We start from the raw sequence: 15,862 nt of genomic DNA on the forward strand, positions 1-15,862 counted from the left end.
GTCAAGCCCAGCAGTCCCAGTCCAAGCAGCAGCCCCAGACGCATACGGCCTCCTTTTATGCAGGCAGATGAGGGGGGAGCATAGACCGAGCCCCGATGAACCGTCAAGATGCACGCCCCCTAAAGGCAGCCCTACTTGCGGTTTCTCCCCTCGCGCGCGGGGAAAACGTACGCACTGAGCTGCACTGCCTCAATCCGTGATGCGGGTTGTATCGATCCTCACCCACCCTTTCGAGCAGGCGCTACATCCATCCGCAACACATGCAACAGCCGCCCCCCCTAGGCAGGCTAGACAGCCCCCTCGAGGGGGCTTTGTCGGCAGGCGGGGTCAACGAGACTGCGCTCAAAGTGGCAGCAAAGGCCCTTGCCGCCTACCTCGAACGCGAAAAAGCTATACTTTCGGTAACACTCGCAGAGTTAAGTCGGCAGCGGAGCGGTTCCGTCAGCCTTGAACCAGTTGAACTGACGGTGGGAGTTATGGAGCTGGCGAGAGGAATCGAACCTCCAACCAGCGGTTTACAAAACCGCTGCTCTGCCATTGAGCTACGCCAGCCCGGCGAAAGTTTCACACATTTTTGGGGCGCCCGCAAGGGATAGCCTCCGAATCGTGTTCCTATGGTTGATCCGCGTGAACGCAACTGAGCCCCGATGAGGAGCGGTCTGATTCGAATACCGCTGCTCGTGATGCTCGCCTGGAGGTTGTGCTCACTGCGCGAGCCACCCTGATCGCCCCTCAGCGGACAATCGGGAGCGTCGTCGAACACGCGGCAATCAGCCCGCCCGACGTTGTTGATGAACTGGGACTTCGATGGCCCGACCTTAACCCCTTCATATTCCATCACAAACGGGCCTTTGCATTGCCGCGGAGTACCACCCCGGCGCCCCCCCTGCGATCAATTTGACGCCGTGCGCTGCATTGACTTCCCTTTGAAGAGAATTATCTCGACCCCAGGTCGCCGTGAAGGCAGCCTCGGATAACTGTTAGGAATTATCTTTCATGGATCTCAATCGCATGACCCGCAAGCTTCAGGAGGCCCTGCAAGCAGCCTCTGCCCACGCCATGCGGCGCAGCCACCAAGGCATCGACGTCGAGCATCTGCTGCTGGCGCTGTTGGAGCAGGCCGATGGCCTGGCCACGCCGTTGCTCGAACGCTCCGGTGTCGCTCTCTCCGCAGTGCAGCAGGCAGCCGAACAGGCGTTGACGAAACTGCCGCAGGTGCAGGGAGCGGGCGCCGCTCCAGGCCAGATCCACGTGGCGACCCGGCTCTCCACCACCCTGACACAGGCCGAGCAAGAGCGGCAGGCGCTCAAGGACGAGTATCTCAGCGTCGAACACGTACTGCTGGCGATGGTCGAGGCCGGCGGCGTCTTTAAGAAGCTCGGCCTCACGCGCGCCAAACTGCTCGACGCTCTGCATCAGGTCCGTGGCAATCAACGCGTCACCAGCCAGGACCCTGAAACAACCTATCAGGCCTTGGAAAAATACGGCCGCGACCTGACGACATTAGCCTCGCAAGGCAAACTCGATCCGGTAATCGGGCGGGACGATGAAATCCGCCGGACCATTCAAATTCTCTCGCGACGCACGAAGAACAATCCCGTTCTGATCGGCGAACCGGGCGTCGGCAAGACCGCCATCGTCGAAGGGCTGGCCCAGCGCATCATCAAAGGGGATGTCCCGGAAGGCTTGAAGCAGAAGCGCGTCGTCGTGCTGGACATGGGGGCGCTCGTGGCCGGGGCAAAATTCCGCGGCGATTTCGAGGAACGGCTCAAGGCCGTGCTCAAGGAAATCCAGTCCGCGCAAGGGGACGTCCTGCTGTTCATTGACGAACTGCATACTGTCGTTGGTGCCGGCGCGGCCGAAGGCTCCATGGACGCGGCCAATCTGCTCAAACCGATGCTGGCGCGTGGTGAACTGCACATGATCGGGGCGACCACGCTCGACGAATACCGCAAACACGTCGAAAAAGACGCGGCCCTGGAGCGGCGCTTCCAGCCGGTACTCGTGGATCAGCCCACCGTGGACAACACGATTTCGATCCTGCGCGGACTGAAAGAACGCTACGAAGTACACCACGGCGTGCGGATCAAGGACGCGGCGCTGGTCGCGGCCGCCAAGCTCTCCCATCGCTACATCGGCGACCGGTTCCTCCCCGACAAGGCCATCGATCTAATCGACGAGGCCGCCGCGCGCCTACGCACAGAAATCGATAGCCTTCCGGCTGAGCTCGATGAAGTCTCCCGCAAGGTCCTGCAACTAGAGATCGAGCGCGAGGCGCTGAAAAAGGAAACCGATCCGGCCAGCCGTGCGCGACTGGCTGCGCTGGAAGCGGAGCTGGCAGAAAAAACCCACGCTCTCACGGCGCTCAAAACACGGTGGGAGGCGGAAAAGTTGTCTGTCGGCCGGCTGCGGACGATTCGGCAGCAGATGGAAACAGCCCGGCAGGAGATCGACCGCGCGGAACGGTCCTACGACCTCAACCGGGTGGCCGAACTCCGCTATGGCGAACTGCCCCGCTTGGAACGGGACCTGGCGGCGGAGGAGCAGCACCTGGTTCAAAAACAGGGCGAAAGCCGCCTACTCAAGGAGAACGTCGACGAGGAAGACATCGCGCTGGTGGTCAGCCGGTGGACTGGGATTCCGGTCACGCGGCTGCTTGAAGGCGAGCTGGAAAAACTGCTCAAGCTGGAGGAGCTGCTGCACCGCCGCGTGATCGGACAGGACGAGGCGGTGCAAGCCGTGGCCGATGCGGTACTGCGCGCCCGCTCCGGGATCAAGGACCCCAACCGGCCAATTGGGTCCTTCCTGTTTCTGGGACCGACCGGCGTCGGAAAGACAGAGCTGGCGCGGGCGCTGGCGGCGACACTCTTTGACGACGCGGCCAACCTGGTCCGGATCGACATGTCCGAATACATGGAAAAACACACGGTGGCGCGGCTCCTTGGCGCCCCCCCGGGCTACATCGGCTACGACGACGGCGGCCAACTCACCGAGGCCGTCCGCCGGCATCCGTTCTCGGTGATCCTCTTCGACGAGATTGAAAAGGCACACCAGGACGTCTTTAACGTGCTGTTGCAGGTCTTAGACGACGGCCGTCTCACCGACTCCCAGGGCCGGACGGTGGACTTCAAGAACACCGTGCTGATCATGACGTCGAATATCGGTAGCCAGGAGATTCTTGACGCCCCCGCGCACCACACATCCTACGACGAGATGCGGACGGTGGTAATGGGCGAGTTGCGGAAGCACTTTCGCCCGGAATTTCTCAACCGCGTGGACGAAACAGTCGTCTTCCATCCGCTGACGACGCAGCACCTGACGGCGATCGTTGCCATTCAAGTGACGCAGCTGCGGGAGCGCTTGGAGGAGCGGCGCATCCTGCTCACGCTCACTTCAGCGGCGACCGCTAATCTGGCCACGCGCGGCTACGATGCCGTCTACGGCGCCCGTCCGCTCAAGCGGCTTATTCAGCAGGAATTGGAAACCCCGATCGCGCGGCTCCTGGTCAAGGGAGAAGTCAAGGACGGCGATACAGTGACGGTGGATACGAAAAACGAACAGTTGGTGGTGATTGCCTCGCCCGGGTCCGGCCGAGGCTGAGATCCTTTGCGCTACTTACCCGATTGCAACCGCCCCACCGTTGACGGCAGTGGTTTTCCCGCTCTCATGACGCTTGTCAATCCGCCACTCCACTAGCGACACATCCAGCAGATGCCCCTTGACCGTGACAAAGTGCGCTTCCTTCAGCACGACGTACTCCGGAGCTTGGAGCTCCACGTGCAGCACGACCTTACCGGACTCCGTATCCGTCAGCTTCACGCTCGACAGCGTCTTTACCAGATCCAGCGCCCGCCGCTCGTTGAGCTGCATGGTGCTGTCGACCATCTTGGACGTGACGCGACCTCCCGTATCGAAGGTGACAAAGTTGACCAGTACCGGCCCCTCCGGCTTTTTGAGCACCACGGCCAATTGGGGCACTCCCTCCACTTCGACCGTGCCGTCGGTGTTGCGGTACACATTGGAGCCAATTTCCATATCCATAGCCGCTGAATGACCTCCGCCCGCTAGGGTTTCTTGATGCGATCCAAAATCAGCGAGATGCACCCGGCCAGCAGCCCGCCCCCGACAATGGCTGTGAGCAGCTCGGTGAGCTTGGCCTCCCACACCGGCCCCTGCGCCTGCAGCACTTCCCGCACACCGCCTTGAATCATGATGACCGCCAGAGCCATCAGGGCGCCCACGACAAACCACCAGAGAAAGATGCGGACTGATTTCATGTGCCACCTGTAGCCTGGCAGGCTCCCCTGCCGGTCGAGACTCCGGTCCCTACTGGCCTCTCCGCCATGTGCAAGCGCCCTGGCCGCAGAGTCTGCCAGATCAGCGAGCATGCACGCAATACGCAAAATACGTTCGTAGGGACGGGCTGACCCGCTTCGTGGCGTCCCCGCCCGGCCAACGAGAGATTGCTTAAGCCTTTTCGGCAGGTGTGCTAGAATCAGCTTCCACACGCACTCGTCACCGCAGCGATCGCCACGCGAAAGGGACGCGCCATGGAGCTGGGATTCATCGGCTTGGGCAAGATGGGCATGAACATGGTCACGCGCCTCCAACGCGACAAGCATCGCGTTGTTGTCTATGATCGTACGGCTGATCTGGTCAAGCAAGCCGAAGGGGTCGGGTGCGTTGGGGCTGTCTCCCTCGCCGAGTTGGTAGCCAAGCTGACTGCGCCAAAAGCCATCTGGATCATGGTTCCCTCCGGAGCCCCGACTGACGACACCGTCACCGCCGTCGCCGCGCTGCTGCAGCCAGGCGACACGATCATCGACGGCGGCAACACCCGGTTTGTGGATGACATCCGTCGCGCAGCCGAGCTCACGAAAAAGGGTATCGCCTACGTAGACGTCGGTACCAGCGGCGGCATCTGGGGCCTCACGACCGGCTACTGCCTCATGGTTGGCGGCGAGCACGCATCCGTCACCCGGTTGGCGCCGCTCTTTACGACGCTCGCACCCGAAAATGGTTGGGCCCATCTGGGCGGCTGCGGCGCGGGCCACTATGTGAAGATGGTCCACAACGGCATCGAGTACAGCATGATGCAGGGCTACGCGGAGGGCTTTGAACTGATGGCCAAAAGCGCGTATCAGCTTGACCTGGCCAAGATCGCCGACCTCTGGATGCATGGCAGCGTCGTGCGATCCTGGCTACTCGAGCTGGCGGCGGGTGCGCTCTCGCAGGATCCCAAGCTTGAAAAGCTCAAGGGATACGTGCAGGACTCTGGCGAAGGGCGCTGGATGATTGCGGACGCACTCGACAAGGACGTCCCCGTCCCGACGCTGGCGACGGCTCTGTTTACACGGTTTCGGTCGCGGCAGGAGGAATCGTTTGCGGAGAAAATGTTGGCGGCGCTGCGCAACGCCTTCGGCGGACACGCGGTCCGGAAGCGGTAACGGGCGCGGGCACGGAGCTCACGGATGAGCCAGACCGGACCGAGTGCGCTGGAGGAGTCGATCCGCAACTTCACTGCGGAGCCGTGTACGCTCGTCATCTTCGGTGGTTCGGGCGACCTGACCAAACGCAAGCTCGTGCCGGCCGTCTACAATCTGTTTCTCGACGGCGTGCTGCCCTCCAACTTTGCCATCCTCGGGCTCGGTCGCACGCCGCTCAGCGATCACGACTTTCGTGCCAGCATGCGCGACGGCATCATCACATATTCCCGGCAGAAGCTCTCGGACGCCAAGTGGAAAGCGTTTGAACAGCACCTGTTCTACCAGGCCGGCAGCCTTGACGAGCCGAAGCTCTACCAAGACATGACAGCCCGCTGCGAGACGATCGAAGCCGCGCTCAAGCTGCCGGGGAACCGCATTTTCTACCTGGCCATCCCGCCCACCTCCTTTTCGCCGGCCTGCACCGGACTCAAACGCGCGGGCCTCATTCACGCGGCCGGAACCAAGGTGCCGTTCTCGCGCGTGATCGTGGAGAAACCGATCGGCCGTGACCTCGCCTCCGCCCACGAGATCAACAGCACTATCGGACGCGTCTTTCACGAGTCGCAGATCTTCCGCATCGATCATTATCTCGGCAAGGAAACCGTCCAGAACCTGCTCGTTATCCGGTTCGCCAACAGCATCTTTGAGCCGATCTGGAACCACAAATACATCGACCATGTGCAGATCACCGTCAGCGAGGCAGAGGGCATCGGCACCCGCGCCAGCTATTATGAGCAGGCCGGGGCGCTGCGGGACATGGTGCAGAACCACATCCTCCAAGTGCTGTGTCTCGTCGCTATGGAGCCGCCCCACTCACTCGATCCCGACGTGGTGCGCAACGCCCGCATCGACGTACTGCGGTGTCTCCGCCCGATCGTCGGCAAGGATGTGGAGCGGTTCGTTGTGCGTGCACAGTACAGCCACGGCACGATTCACGGCACGGAGAATCCGGGCTACCGGCACGAGGCGGGCGTCACCCCTGATTCGACCATCGAAACCTACGTCGCGTTCAAGTGCTTTGTGGAAAACTGGCGGTGGGCCGGGGTGCCCTTCTATGTCCGTACTGGCAAAGCCATGCCAAAGCGGACCAGTGAGATCGCCGTGTACTTCAAGGACATTCCTCACATTCTCTTCAACGCCAATCCGGCGGCCCCGCAGGCCCCGAATGTCCTCACCCTGCGCATCCAACCGGAAGAGGGGCTGTCGCTGCGCATCATGTCCAAAAAACCCGGCTCGAAAGCCCAGACCCACCCGGTGGACATGAACTTCAAGTACAGCGATGCCTTTGCCGCCCCCTCGCCAGAGGCCTACGAACGGCTCCTGCTGGATGTGATGGCGGGCGACACCTCGCTCTTCATGCGGCGCGACGCGGTGGAGGCGTCTTGGGCGTGGGTCACCGGCATTCTCCACGGCTGGAAAGAGCACGGCCCTAAGTGGCTGCCGGAATATGCGGCGGGAAGCTGGGGGCCCGTGGAAGCCGACAAGCTGATTGAGAGCGACGGGCGCAAGTGGCGGATCGGTTAGCTGCGTCCCAGGGCGAGCTGCTTGAGAATTTCCTGCTTCGTCCCAAGGCCGCCGATAAACCGTTCAAACTGACCATTGCGATACAGCGCCAGCGCCGGCAGGCTTACGATCTCCAACTCAGCCGGAATTTGATGTTGCTCCTGCACATTTAGTGTCAGAACCAACAGGCGGTCGCTGGCTTCCCTCTGCACTTGCTCGAGTTCCCGCATCAGGGCCTGACAAGGTCCACAGCCCGGCTGCCAGAACTCTACCAGCACCGGCACGCCCGCCTGCTCGACAACCTGGTCGAATTCCCAATCGGTGACTGCGCGCAATCCGCTCATAGGCTGCGCCAGTCGTCCCGGCTGAACACGTGGTCGTAGAGCAGCGCGGCCAGCACGCGATAGCCCTCCGTGGTCAGATGCAGTCCATCGTTGGAATAGCGCGCCTGCAACAGGCCCGTGTCCGGCTCGGAGGTCGCGGAAAACAGATCCACAACTGGCATGGCGTGGTGCGCACCGTAGTCGTGAATTAGGTGATTGAGTGCGTGCCGCTGCGCGATCGGGCCCGCCGCCCAGTCGGCTGCCCCCGGACCAGCGATCCGAATGGACGGCACCGTCACCGCCACCGGCTGCACCCCCGTCCCACGCGCGGCGTCGTACATCGTGAGCAGGTTCCGAAAAATCGCCGCGGGAGGCGCCCCGCACCCAAGGTCGTTTGTTCCGCCAAGAATCACCACAGCAGCCGGTTTGTGTGCCAGCACATCGCCCTGCAACCGAACGGTCATCTCGCTTGTCAGCTCACCGCACCTCCCACTGACCCACACCTGCGCCCGCTGCCCCAGCGACTCCTGCAGAAATGCGCCATACGGTGTTTCGCGGAGGTGGGGCGTCTCGCGTGTGGGGGACTGATAGCCGGCGGTCAGGCTGTCGCCAAAACAGACAATGATCGACGCAGCTCGCACCGTGCTAGCGCCGGGCCTCGGCCGGTGGCCAGGTCATCTCCACCTGCCGGCCGCAGTAATAGCACGACAGCCGATATTTAGCCTGCCGACGCGGATTGGGGAGCGAGGTAAAGACCACCGGCGTGTCATCGTAGGGGCAGACGGGCTGTTGATGCATCAGATGTTCGTCGGCCATGCCCAGAATGGCCGCATCGTCCCATGGTGGGGTCAACTGTTCCTTCCCCGTCAGTTTGGACTGCCACCCGCAGCGCAGGCACTTTACCTCGAAGGTTTTCACGCGATCACGGACCTGGGATAGATCGTGGACCTCCACCGGCCCCGAGCAGCTCGGGGACGCGCAGCTCAGATGCTCATGCTGGAGCGCCTGGATAAAGTGCGGCGGTGCGGACGAGGAGAACACGAGGGAGCCTCCTTACGAATCAAACGAGAGAATCAGAGACAGTAGCAATAGCTGCTGACTGCCCGTGAGCCCGGGTACCCCAGGGCGGACCTCACCCCGCGTGAAAAACCCTCCGTTGACGCCAGTGGATTCGTCAACCCGGTGCTCCAATCTGAGCAGCGTCGTAGTCTTGTCGAAGGCCCACTTATACTCCACCGTGGACGTGACCGCTTTGACCAGCTGTTCGTGACCGGTCCACCGTCCGTTCCGGTCCCAGTAGAATTCCGGTCGGACGGCCACACTCCACGGCCCCGCGACATTCCAGCGCGTAAAGAGCGCACCGCCCATCACGAACGCACGCGGATCACCCGGACGGGTAGCGATGTTTTCCGTGCCCACATCATAGGACAGCGCCACTGTCACGCCCTCCCCCCGCCACTCAGCAATACTATTTAAATACAGCCGCCAAAATTTGACGTCGGTCGCGGCCTGATCGGGGCCGGCATAGAGCGTGTTGGTCAGCGTCACGCGCGACGTGGGCTGCCAGGCCGTCTGCGCTCCATAGCTTGGCTGATCGTTTGGGTGGGATAAATGAAAGTACCCATTGAGCACGAAGAGCGTGGCGGTCAGCTCGTCGCTGACCGGATAGCTGGCCTTGGCACCGAACATCATGTAGGGCGTGTTATCGGCCACCCACGAGCGCGTATAGTTGAAATTGTCGCGCGCGTAGAGCGACTCATAGCCGATCAGACTGTTAAAGAGGCCGGCCGTGACCGTCACCCCCCGGCCGAGCGGCGCCAGATAGGACACATTTGCGCGATGAATATGCCGCAGTGTATCGGCCCCGCCCACGGCCTTCACGCCCTGTGAATATGCAAAGTCTTTCGTGTCATAGCCTCCCTGCACACCGAACTCCATGCCCCAGACCGAGCCGGCGGTGATATCCTTGCGCACGTAGGCCACGGCCATATTCGGCGCGAGCTCGTTATGACGCGCGACGGTACTGCGATCTCGCCACCGATGATTTTCTGGAAAATTGAAGTTCAGGGGATAACTGAGGTCCACGAACCCGCCGTAATGCCAGTCGATCGCTGCAGGAGGAGCCACCGGTAGAGGCGTAACAGTCTCGGCATGGACCGGCCAGGCGCTGCTGCTTACGGCCAGCCACACCAACACCTTGATGGCCCGGTTTGCCCTGCAAAACAACCCGCACCTCCGGATCACAGGACGCACAGGCGGTATACGTGCCGCTTCTGGATAATGTCAAGACAGCAGGCCCGGCACAAAGCTTGACACAGGCCGGGACCCACCGCTATTGTCGCCCGGTTGGTCCAGGCGGAGAAGCTCCGCTGCCGTGGGGACCGCGCGTAGAAAGGAGATTCCTTCAATGATGTTGCAACGTTTGCGTCTGACAACGCTAGCCCTAGCCGTGCTGGGCTTCGGGGGCCTGCTGGCGGGACTCGCCGAACTCGGGTGGGCGGCCGACCCCTTCAAAATGGGCGTGGTGGATCCGCAGGCCGTTCTGGAAAAATCCAAGGCTGGCCGCGCGGCATTGGACAAGCTGAAGGACTATGCCACAAGCCGCCAGAAACTATTGACGAAGGACGAAGATGACCTCAAGGGTCTGGAAAAGCAGCTCAAGGAACAGGAAAGCGGCCTCGCGGAAGCCAAGAAGCGCGAACTGCAGGGCACCTTCCGCACCAAGGTTCAGGATTACCAAAAGAAGGTCCAGGACTTTAACCAGGAACTGGGCGTCAAGCAGAAAGAGCTCGTTGACGACTATATGAAGCGCATCCAGACTGCCACGAAGTCTGTCGCAGAGAAAAGTGGCATCTCGCTTGTTGTGGACAAGGGCAGCGACCAGACAATCAAAATCGTCATCTACAACAAGGAGACGATCGAACTGACAGAGCAGGTCATCAAGGAATTCGATCGACTCAACAAGTAGCGCTCGACCCCGACGCAATCACGTTTGGATGTCTCCGCCCCTTACAGCCACCGAGCGGGCAGCGACGTCGCGGCGGCGGTGTTCGAGAACACCAGCACGAAGGAACGCTCCCGGCCGCGTTCACTTCGCTACAGCGTTACCGAACGGCCGGCTCAGCAAGCTCGGCGAGGAGGCCGCATGCGATTCACAGTGATTCCGTCCCTGCTTTCAACGCTTTCGGTGTTGACGTGCGTCACGGCGCTCAGCAGCACGCCCGTCCACGCACAAGAGTACAAGCCCCTCCCCGGGTTGTCGGCCAAGGACCGCGCTGTGCTGGCCGCCAACATGGCAAACCAGGGGCAGTGCAAGAATGCCATGGTCGAAGTGGCGATGGCCTTGAAGGACATGCCAGACGACGAGATGCTGATCCGCGTCAAGGGCATCTGTGAAATGGAGACGGGACGCCCGGAGGGTCAAGAGACCATCATGAAGTGGCTGAAGCTTGCGCCTCAATCGCACCCCGAGCGCGGCAAGATGCTCGCGATGCTAGCAAAAGGTCAGGCCTCCAAGGAAATTGCGCTTGCCTGGGTCTCGGTGCCTGCAGGTGAATTCGAGATGGGCACAGACGGCGACAAGGCCGAGGCCGACGAGAGACCGAAGCACAAGGTCGCGCTGGATGCGTTCATGATCGGCAAGTACGAAGTGACAAATGCACAGTACCAGGCCTTCGTCAAGGCAACAGGACACCGCCGGCCGGAAAATTGCTGTGACCCCAAATTTAACGTCTGGAAAGGCAGCGAACTGATCGAAGGCGCGGAGGAACTCCCCGCCATCAACGTGAGCTGGGACGATGCCGTCGCCTTCTGCAAGTGGGCCGACGCACGCCTCCCCACGGAAGCCGAGTGGGAAAAAGCCGCGCGCGGCACCGACGGCCGCCTGTATCCGTGGGGCAATGAACCGCCGTCTGGCAACCGGGCCAATTACAGCTTTGATCCAGTCTCCATGTGGGATGGGCTGGCGTCGTTCGCCAAAAAAGACCAGTACGAGAACGGCCGCAGCCCCTACGGCGCCTATGAGATGGCGGGCAACGTGTGGGAGTGGACCCAAGACTGGTACGATGAGAACTATTACAAAAACAGCCCGGCCAAGAATCCCAAGGGGCCCGACAAGGCCGACGCGCGCGTGATTCGTGGCGCCTCCTGGCGCAACACCGCCGAGATGCTGCGCGCGGCCAATCGGAATAAACACAAACCGGACGAGCGGCGTGTCTATATCGGCTTCCGCTGCGCCAAGGACTCGCAGTAGCCGACGATTGACTGTCCCTGCGACGGGCGGGAGTGCTCAGCCTCCTGCCCGCGCGGTGCTGGTTGCCTGACTGTCCGACTCGATCGCATAGCCCGCTGTTCGCCACGCACGGATGCCGCCCTCCATCGACGTCACATTGGTGTAGCCCATCTGGCCCAGACTGTCAGCTGCCAACGCTGACCGAAATCCTCCGCCGCAATAGAGAATGATCTCGGCCTGCTTATTTGGAATGAGGCCTTCGATATCCCGCTCCAGCACGCCGCGGCCGATATGTCGAGCGCCCTTGGCCCGGTCCGCTGCAAACTCTGACTCCTCCCGCACATCAACGAAGTGAAACTGTTCGCCACGATCACATTTCGCCTTGACGTCTGCGACCGTACATTCGCGAATCGTATGCTTGACCCGCTCCACCAGCTTGAGAAACCCTGGGTTGTGCGTCATGCCGCCTCCTGCAAGAATTCGCCAGGACCACATGTTTTCCGGTTCACCGCGGGCATGTCAAGAGTCCCAAATGCAAATTGACTCCCCTGAGTACCGATGCTAGAGTTCGCCACCGTTAAACACCCATGCCCGATCTGCGTACGCTTCGCGACAACCTCGACACGATCAAAAGCCAGCTCGGCTTACGCGGGGCTGATATCCCCTGGGATCTCGTGCGTGCCCTGCTCGATCAACGCCGCACTCTGACCACGAGCGGGGACCAGCTTCGACACGACCTCAAAAAAGGCTCCGACGCCGTCGCCCGGCTCAAACGGGAGAAACAGCCGGCCGATGAGGCCATGACCGCCATGAAGCAACTTGGCGAGCGGATTACGCAGACTGAGGAGGCATTGCGCGACGTCGAGGCACGGTTAACTGATGTGGCGCTGCGCATTCCCAATCGCCCCCATGCCTCCGTGCCAGCCGGCCAAAGCCCAGCCGACAATCAAACACTGCGGAGCAGTGGGAGCATCCCACAGTTGTCGTTTCCCGCAAAACCCCATTGGGAAATTGGAGAGGCCCTCGGCATTCTCGATTTCGAGCGGGCCGCGAAAATTGCGGGGGCTCGGTTCGCCGTACTCACCGGCGCGGGCGCTCGTCTTGAACGGGCCCTGATCAACTTCATGCTCGATCTGCACACGGAACACCACGGCTACCGTGAGGTCCTGCCACCCTTCTTGGTCAATCGCGCGGCTATGACTGGCACCGGGCAGTTGCCAAAATTTGAGGAGGATTTGTTCAGACTACGAGATGACGATTATTTTCTCATTCCCACAGCGGAAGTCCCCGTGACCAATCTGTTGCGGGAGGACATCACATCCGATGAGCTCCTGCCGATTCGCTACACCGCCTACACGCCCTGCTTTCGGCGCGAGGCCGGCTCCTATGGTAAAGACACGCGTGGACTGATCCGCCAGCATCAGTTCAACAAAGTTGAACTCGTGGCGTTTACTAGGCCGGAAGAGTCTTACGCAGAATTAGAACGGCTCACCGGCAATGCTGAGGCCGTACTGCAGGCGCTCGGACTGCCCTATCGTGTGATCGTCCTCTGCACGGGGGACTTGGGATTTTCTGCCGCCAAGACCTACGATCTGGAAGTCTGGATGCCCTCACAACAGACTTACCGGGAAATTTCCTCCTGCAGCAATTTTGAAGCGTTTCAGGCACAGCGGGCCGGCATTCGCTATCGGAACAAAGAGGGCAAGACAGACTTCCTGCACACCTTGAACGGCTCGGGCCTTGCCGTGGGGCGCACCCTTGTTGCCATTCTTGAACACTATCAGCAGGCTGACGGATCCGTCCTGATTCCGCCTGCCTTACGTTCCTACATGGGTGGCATGGAACGAATCGACCGGGGCTGACATCCCGACACCCCCGATGGGCAACCGCACGCCGACGACATCCTGAACGCGGCCGTGGGTTCCCCGCTCAGTTTTTAGACGTGATGGTTACCGGGCGGGTTAGCGGCAGGCCGCCTTCCAAACCGTCTCACTGACACTGTGGGGGAGAATTGGCTGCCACTGTGCAGCCCGCGATTCGGTCGCGACGATTGCTCCCGTGGCCATGGGAGCGTCAAAAAACGTGGTGCTATGAATTCGTTCCTTGACCAGGTGACAATCATAGTCGGCCTGGATCGTCATCGACCGCACCGGATGGCCCGTCGGCGTATGCACTTGCGCCGCCTTATAATCCCGAAGATGCAGGACCGTGACGACGACCACATGCTCCGTGGGTAGCGCCGCCGGATCCACATAGTAACGAAAACCCTCAGGCCCTATCTCGGCACCAATCTCGCGCCACTCAGCTGAGGCAGGGCTGGACGGCAGGATAAAGAGACAGGCAATCGAGAGCAGCACGACTATCCCTGATCCTGTAGCCCATTTCGTGACAGCTGACGGCATGCGTTCCTCCCCGTTGCGATTCGTCTCCAAGGGTAGCGAGAACGAAAACCAAAGTCTAGATTCGTCGGGACATGTCAAGAGGCAAGCGGCACTAGCAGCGGTTTTAGCGAGAAGAGCGCACAGAGAACCTAGCGCTCAGTAAGTCACCTCGTCTTCTTCATTCGAGCGTACTCCTCGCACCCTCCCTCATACTTCAACTCGCACGCTTTCGCGAAATAGTTCAGGGCGTCGGTGTCGCTGTGCCTGACGCCAGCACCTTTTTCAGACATATAACCCATTTTGGTACATCCTTTCGCATGCCCCCCGTCACACGCTTTGCGAAAGAACTCGACCGCATGACCCGGGTCTAGTTTGACGCCGTTGCCTTCGTCATACATCCACCCTAAATTGAAACACCCTTTCGTATCCCCCCCATCACACGCTTTACGAAACAACTCGACCGCGTGAATCGAGTCTTGCTTGACGCCGTTGCCGTTGTCATACATCCAACCCAGATTGACACACCCTGCCAACTCGCCTCGGTCGCATTGCGCTCTGTATGTTTTGACTTCCTGAGACTCGTCTGCCAACACGAGACTGGGACACACACATGCCCCCACTAACGTGCTGACAAGAAGCAGATAACGAAGATTCATCGACGACCCTTTGCTCTGATTGGTGGATAACCGTTCGGTAAGCGATAGGCTAGGCCGATTGCGTAGACGTGTCAAGGCGGGGCTGTGTTGGGGCTGCTGCGCGACGCGCGCAGACATACGCGTGTCTTGCGAGTCACTTCTGACTCTTCACTCGTGCGTAGTTTTTGCACCCTTTCTCGTCCTTCATATCGCACGCTTTCCCGTAAAAGCTCAGAGCGTCGGAGTTGCTTTGTCTGACACCTGCACCTTGCTCATGCATTACACCAAAATTGTTACACCCTGTTGCCTCACCTTGGTCACACGCTTTACGAAACAACTCGACCGCCTGAAGGGAGTCTTGTGTAATGCCGCTACCTTTGAAATACATCACGCCCAGATTGCCACACGCTTTCGCATGCCCCCTGTCACACGCTTTACGATAAAACGCTACCGCTTGAACGAAATCTTGCGTGACGCCTTTGCCATCCGCATACATCACGCCCAGATTGAAACACCCAGTCTCATTGACCATCAACGGGATGGCGGTTCCTCCAGCACATGCTTTACGATAGAACTCTGTCGCCTGAAACAAGTCTTGCGTGACGCCTGTCCCGGTCTCGTACATCCAACCCAGACTGCTACACCCTCTGGCCAACCCCTTATCACACGCTTTACGAAACAACTTTTCCGCTTCAAACAAGTCTTGTTCGACGCCTCGGCCATCTTCATACATCAGCCCTAGGCTGAAACAGTCGAACGCATTATCTCGGTCACATTGTGCTCTGAGTCTTTCAGCTGCAGGATATTGTGCGGACGAGAGACTTTGAAACATACTCGCCGTGAGTAGCGAACTAATGAGAAGCAGATAACGAAGATTCATCGAAGAGCCTTTGCTCTGATTGCTGGCTAACCGTTCGGTAGGTGAAACGCTAGGCTGACTACGTAGGAGTGTCAAGGCGGGTCTGCGTGGGGCGACTGCGAGCCGCGCGCAGATAAGCACATGTCTGGCGAGTCACTTCTTGCTCTTCACTCGCTCGTAGTGCTTGCACCCTACCTCGTTTTTCATCTCGCACGCTTTCGTAAAATAGTTGAGTGCGTCCAAGTTGCTTTGCTTGACGCCTGCCCCTGATTCAAACATCAGGCCAAGATTGGCACACCCGACCGCAACTCCTCCGAGACACGCTTTACGAAACACCTCGCCCGCCTGAAAGAAGTCTTGTTTCACACCGGTGCCTTTTTTATACATCAGACCCAGATTGGCACACCCCCACGCATCACCCCCGTCACACGCTTTGCGATACCA

17 protein-coding genes and 1 tRNA gene are annotated in these 15,862 nt (G+C 60.2%); 6 read left to right on the plus strand and 12 right to left on the minus strand.

What is annotated here, in order from left to right:
- Positions 1-477: 477 nt before the first annotated feature.
- Positions 478-552, minus strand: a tRNA-Thr gene (locus FJ248_08150).
- 444 nt (positions 553-996) lie between these two features.
- On the opposite strand from FJ248_08150, the gene clpB reads away from it, so the two are divergent.
- Positions 997-3,600, plus strand: coding sequence for an ATP-dependent chaperone ClpB (gene clpB / locus FJ248_08155; GenBank protein MBM4120850.1), 2,604 nt, complete (start codon positions 997-999; stop codon positions 3,598-3,600).
- A gap of 15 nt (positions 3,601-3,615) precedes the next feature.
- On the opposite strand, the gene FJ248_08160 is transcribed toward clpB, so the two are convergent.
- Together FJ248_08160 and FJ248_08165 are read right to left on the minus strand one after the other, a co-directional pair.
- A complete protein-coding gene (locus FJ248_08160) occupies positions 3,616-4,041 on the minus strand; it encodes a hypothetical protein (GenBank protein MBM4120851.1) in 426 nt (141 codons plus the stop codon).
- Between the two features lie 23 nt (positions 4,042-4,064).
- Positions 4,065-4,277 (minus strand): hypothetical protein, encoded by a 213-nt coding sequence (locus FJ248_08165; GenBank protein MBM4120852.1) that lies wholly within the window; start codon positions 4,275-4,277, stop codon positions 4,065-4,067.
- A gap of 273 nt (positions 4,278-4,550) precedes the next feature.
- Here FJ248_08165 and gnd point away from each other — a divergent pair, with 273 nt between their 5' ends.
- Together gnd and zwf are read left to right on the plus strand one after the other, a co-directional pair.
- On the plus strand, positions 4,551-5,447 hold the full coding sequence (gnd, locus tag FJ248_08170) for a decarboxylating 6-phosphogluconate dehydrogenase (GenBank protein MBM4120853.1): 897 nt from the start codon (positions 4,551-4,553) through the stop codon (positions 5,445-5,447).
- A gap of 24 nt (positions 5,448-5,471) precedes the next feature.
- Entirely contained in the window at positions 5,472-7,010 is a 1,539-nt protein-coding gene (gene zwf, locus FJ248_08175; GenBank protein MBM4120854.1) for a glucose-6-phosphate dehydrogenase, read from the plus strand.
- On the opposite strand, the gene FJ248_08180 is transcribed toward zwf, so the two are convergent.
- From FJ248_08180 to FJ248_08195, 4 genes are read right to left on the minus strand one after another with little or no spacing between them, the layout of a single operon-like run.
- Positions 7,007-7,333, minus strand: a complete 327-nt coding sequence (locus FJ248_08180) for a thiol reductase thioredoxin (GenBank protein ID MBM4120855.1) — start codon at positions 7,331-7,333, stop codon at positions 7,007-7,009. The two genes, zwf and FJ248_08180, sit on opposite strands and share 4 nt — an antisense overlap.
- Entirely contained in the window at positions 7,330-7,953 is a 624-nt protein-coding gene (locus tag FJ248_08185) for a hypothetical protein (GenBank protein MBM4120856.1), read from the minus strand. Before FJ248_08185 ends, FJ248_08180 begins: the two co-directional genes overlap by 4 nt.
- Positions 7,954-7,957: 4 nt before the next feature.
- Entirely contained in the window at positions 7,958-8,353 is a 396-nt protein-coding gene (locus FJ248_08190) for a hypothetical protein (GenBank protein MBM4120857.1), read from the minus strand.
- Positions 8,354-8,365: 12 nt separating this feature from the next.
- Positions 8,366-9,574 (minus strand): porin, encoded by a 1,209-nt coding sequence (locus tag FJ248_08195; GenBank protein ID MBM4120858.1) that lies wholly within the window; start codon positions 9,572-9,574, stop codon positions 8,366-8,368.
- A gap of 145 nt (positions 9,575-9,719) precedes the next feature.
- Between FJ248_08195 and FJ248_08200 the strand changes: the two genes are divergently transcribed.
- Complete coding sequence (locus FJ248_08200) at positions 9,720-10,280, plus strand: OmpH family outer membrane protein (GenBank protein ID MBM4120859.1); 561 nt, start codon at positions 9,720-9,722, stop codon at positions 10,278-10,280.
- A gap of 177 nt (positions 10,281-10,457) precedes the next feature.
- Positions 10,458-11,564 carry a formylglycine-generating enzyme family protein gene (locus FJ248_08205; GenBank protein MBM4120860.1) on the plus strand — a complete coding sequence of 369 codons (1,107 nt, stop codon included), beginning with the start codon at positions 10,458-10,460 and terminating at the stop codon, positions 11,562-11,564.
- Positions 11,565-11,600: 36 nt separating this feature from the next.
- Here the strand turns inward: FJ248_08205 and FJ248_08210 are convergent, their stop codons facing one another.
- Positions 11,601-12,005 (minus strand): sulfurtransferase, encoded by a 405-nt coding sequence (locus FJ248_08210; protein MBM4120861.1) that lies wholly within the window; start codon positions 12,003-12,005, stop codon positions 11,601-11,603.
- 125 nt (positions 12,006-12,130) lie between these two features.
- On the opposite strand from FJ248_08210, the gene serS reads away from it, so the two are divergent.
- Complete coding sequence (gene serS, locus FJ248_08215; GenBank protein ID MBM4120862.1) at positions 12,131-13,405, plus strand: serine--tRNA ligase; 1,275 nt, start codon at positions 12,131-12,133, stop codon at positions 13,403-13,405.
- Between the two features lie 99 nt (positions 13,406-13,504).
- Here the strand turns inward: serS and FJ248_08220 are convergent, their stop codons facing one another.
- The 4 genes from FJ248_08220 to FJ248_08235 form a co-directional block, all read right to left on the minus strand.
- Entirely contained in the window at positions 13,505-13,945 is a 441-nt protein-coding gene (locus tag FJ248_08220; protein ID MBM4120863.1) for a hypothetical protein, read from the minus strand.
- A gap of 143 nt (positions 13,946-14,088) precedes the next feature.
- Positions 14,089-14,697: a sel1 repeat family protein gene (locus tag FJ248_08225; GenBank protein MBM4120864.1), complete on the minus strand. Its 609-nt coding sequence runs from the start codon at positions 14,695-14,697 to the stop codon at positions 14,089-14,091.
- Between the two features lie 16 nt (positions 14,698-14,713).
- Entirely contained in the window at positions 14,714-15,439 is a 726-nt protein-coding gene (locus FJ248_08230) for a sel1 repeat family protein (protein MBM4120865.1), read from the minus strand.
- Between the two features lie 132 nt (positions 15,440-15,571).
- Positions 15,572-15,805 carry a sel1 repeat family protein gene (locus tag FJ248_08235; protein MBM4120866.1) on the minus strand — a complete coding sequence of 78 codons (234 nt, stop codon included), beginning with the start codon at positions 15,803-15,805 and terminating at the stop codon, positions 15,572-15,574.
- Positions 15,806-15,862: the final 57 nt, after the last annotated feature.

Origin of the sequence: Nitrospira sp. (genome assembly GCA_016873435.1) — a bacterium.
In the GTDB taxonomy this organism is placed as follows: domain Bacteria; phylum Nitrospirota; class Nitrospiria; order Nitrospirales; family Nitrospiraceae; genus VGXF01.

Excerpts from the sequence above, each read along its gene's own strand:
- FJ248_08180 (MBM4120855.1), bottom strand. The coding sequence starts at position 7,333 with ATGAGCGGATTGCGCGCAGTCACCGATTGGGAATTCGACCAGGTTGTC.
- clpB (MBM4120850.1), top strand. The coding sequence starts at position 997 with ATGGATCTCAATCGCATGACCCGCAAGCTTCAGGAGGCCCTGCAAGCA.
- FJ248_08235 (MBM4120866.1), bottom strand. The coding sequence starts at position 15,805 with ATGTATAAAAAAGGCACCGGTGTGAAACAAGACTTCTTTCAGGCGGGC.
- FJ248_08225 (MBM4120864.1), bottom strand. The coding sequence starts at position 14,697 with ATGTCTGCGCGCGTCGCGCAGCAGCCCCAACACAGCCCCGCCTTGACA.
- FJ248_08165 (MBM4120852.1), bottom strand. The coding sequence starts at position 4,277 with ATGAAATCAGTCCGCATCTTTCTCTGGTGGTTTGTCGTGGGCGCCCTG.
- zwf (MBM4120854.1), top strand. The coding sequence starts at position 5,472 with ATGAGCCAGACCGGACCGAGTGCGCTGGAGGAGTCGATCCGCAACTTC.
- FJ248_08200 (MBM4120859.1), top strand. The coding sequence starts at position 9,720 with ATGATGTTGCAACGTTTGCGTCTGACAACGCTAGCCCTAGCCGTGCTG.
- FJ248_08230 (MBM4120865.1), bottom strand. The coding sequence starts at position 15,439 with ATGAATCTTCGTTATCTGCTTCTCATTAGTTCGCTACTCACGGCGAGT.
- gnd (MBM4120853.1), top strand. The coding sequence starts at position 4,551 with ATGGAGCTGGGATTCATCGGCTTGGGCAAGATGGGCATGAACATGGTC.
- FJ248_08160 (MBM4120851.1), bottom strand. The coding sequence starts at position 4,041 with ATGGATATGGAAATTGGCTCCAATGTGTACCGCAACACCGACGGCACG.
- FJ248_08205 (MBM4120860.1), top strand. The coding sequence starts at position 10,458 with ATGCGATTCACAGTGATTCCGTCCCTGCTTTCAACGCTTTCGGTGTTG.
- FJ248_08220 (MBM4120863.1), bottom strand. The coding sequence starts at position 13,945 with ATGCCGTCAGCTGTCACGAAATGGGCTACAGGATCAGGGATAGTCGTG.
- serS (MBM4120862.1), top strand. The coding sequence starts at position 12,131 with ATGCCCGATCTGCGTACGCTTCGCGACAACCTCGACACGATCAAAAGC.
- FJ248_08210 (MBM4120861.1), bottom strand. The coding sequence starts at position 12,005 with ATGACGCACAACCCAGGGTTTCTCAAGCTGGTGGAGCGGGTCAAGCAT.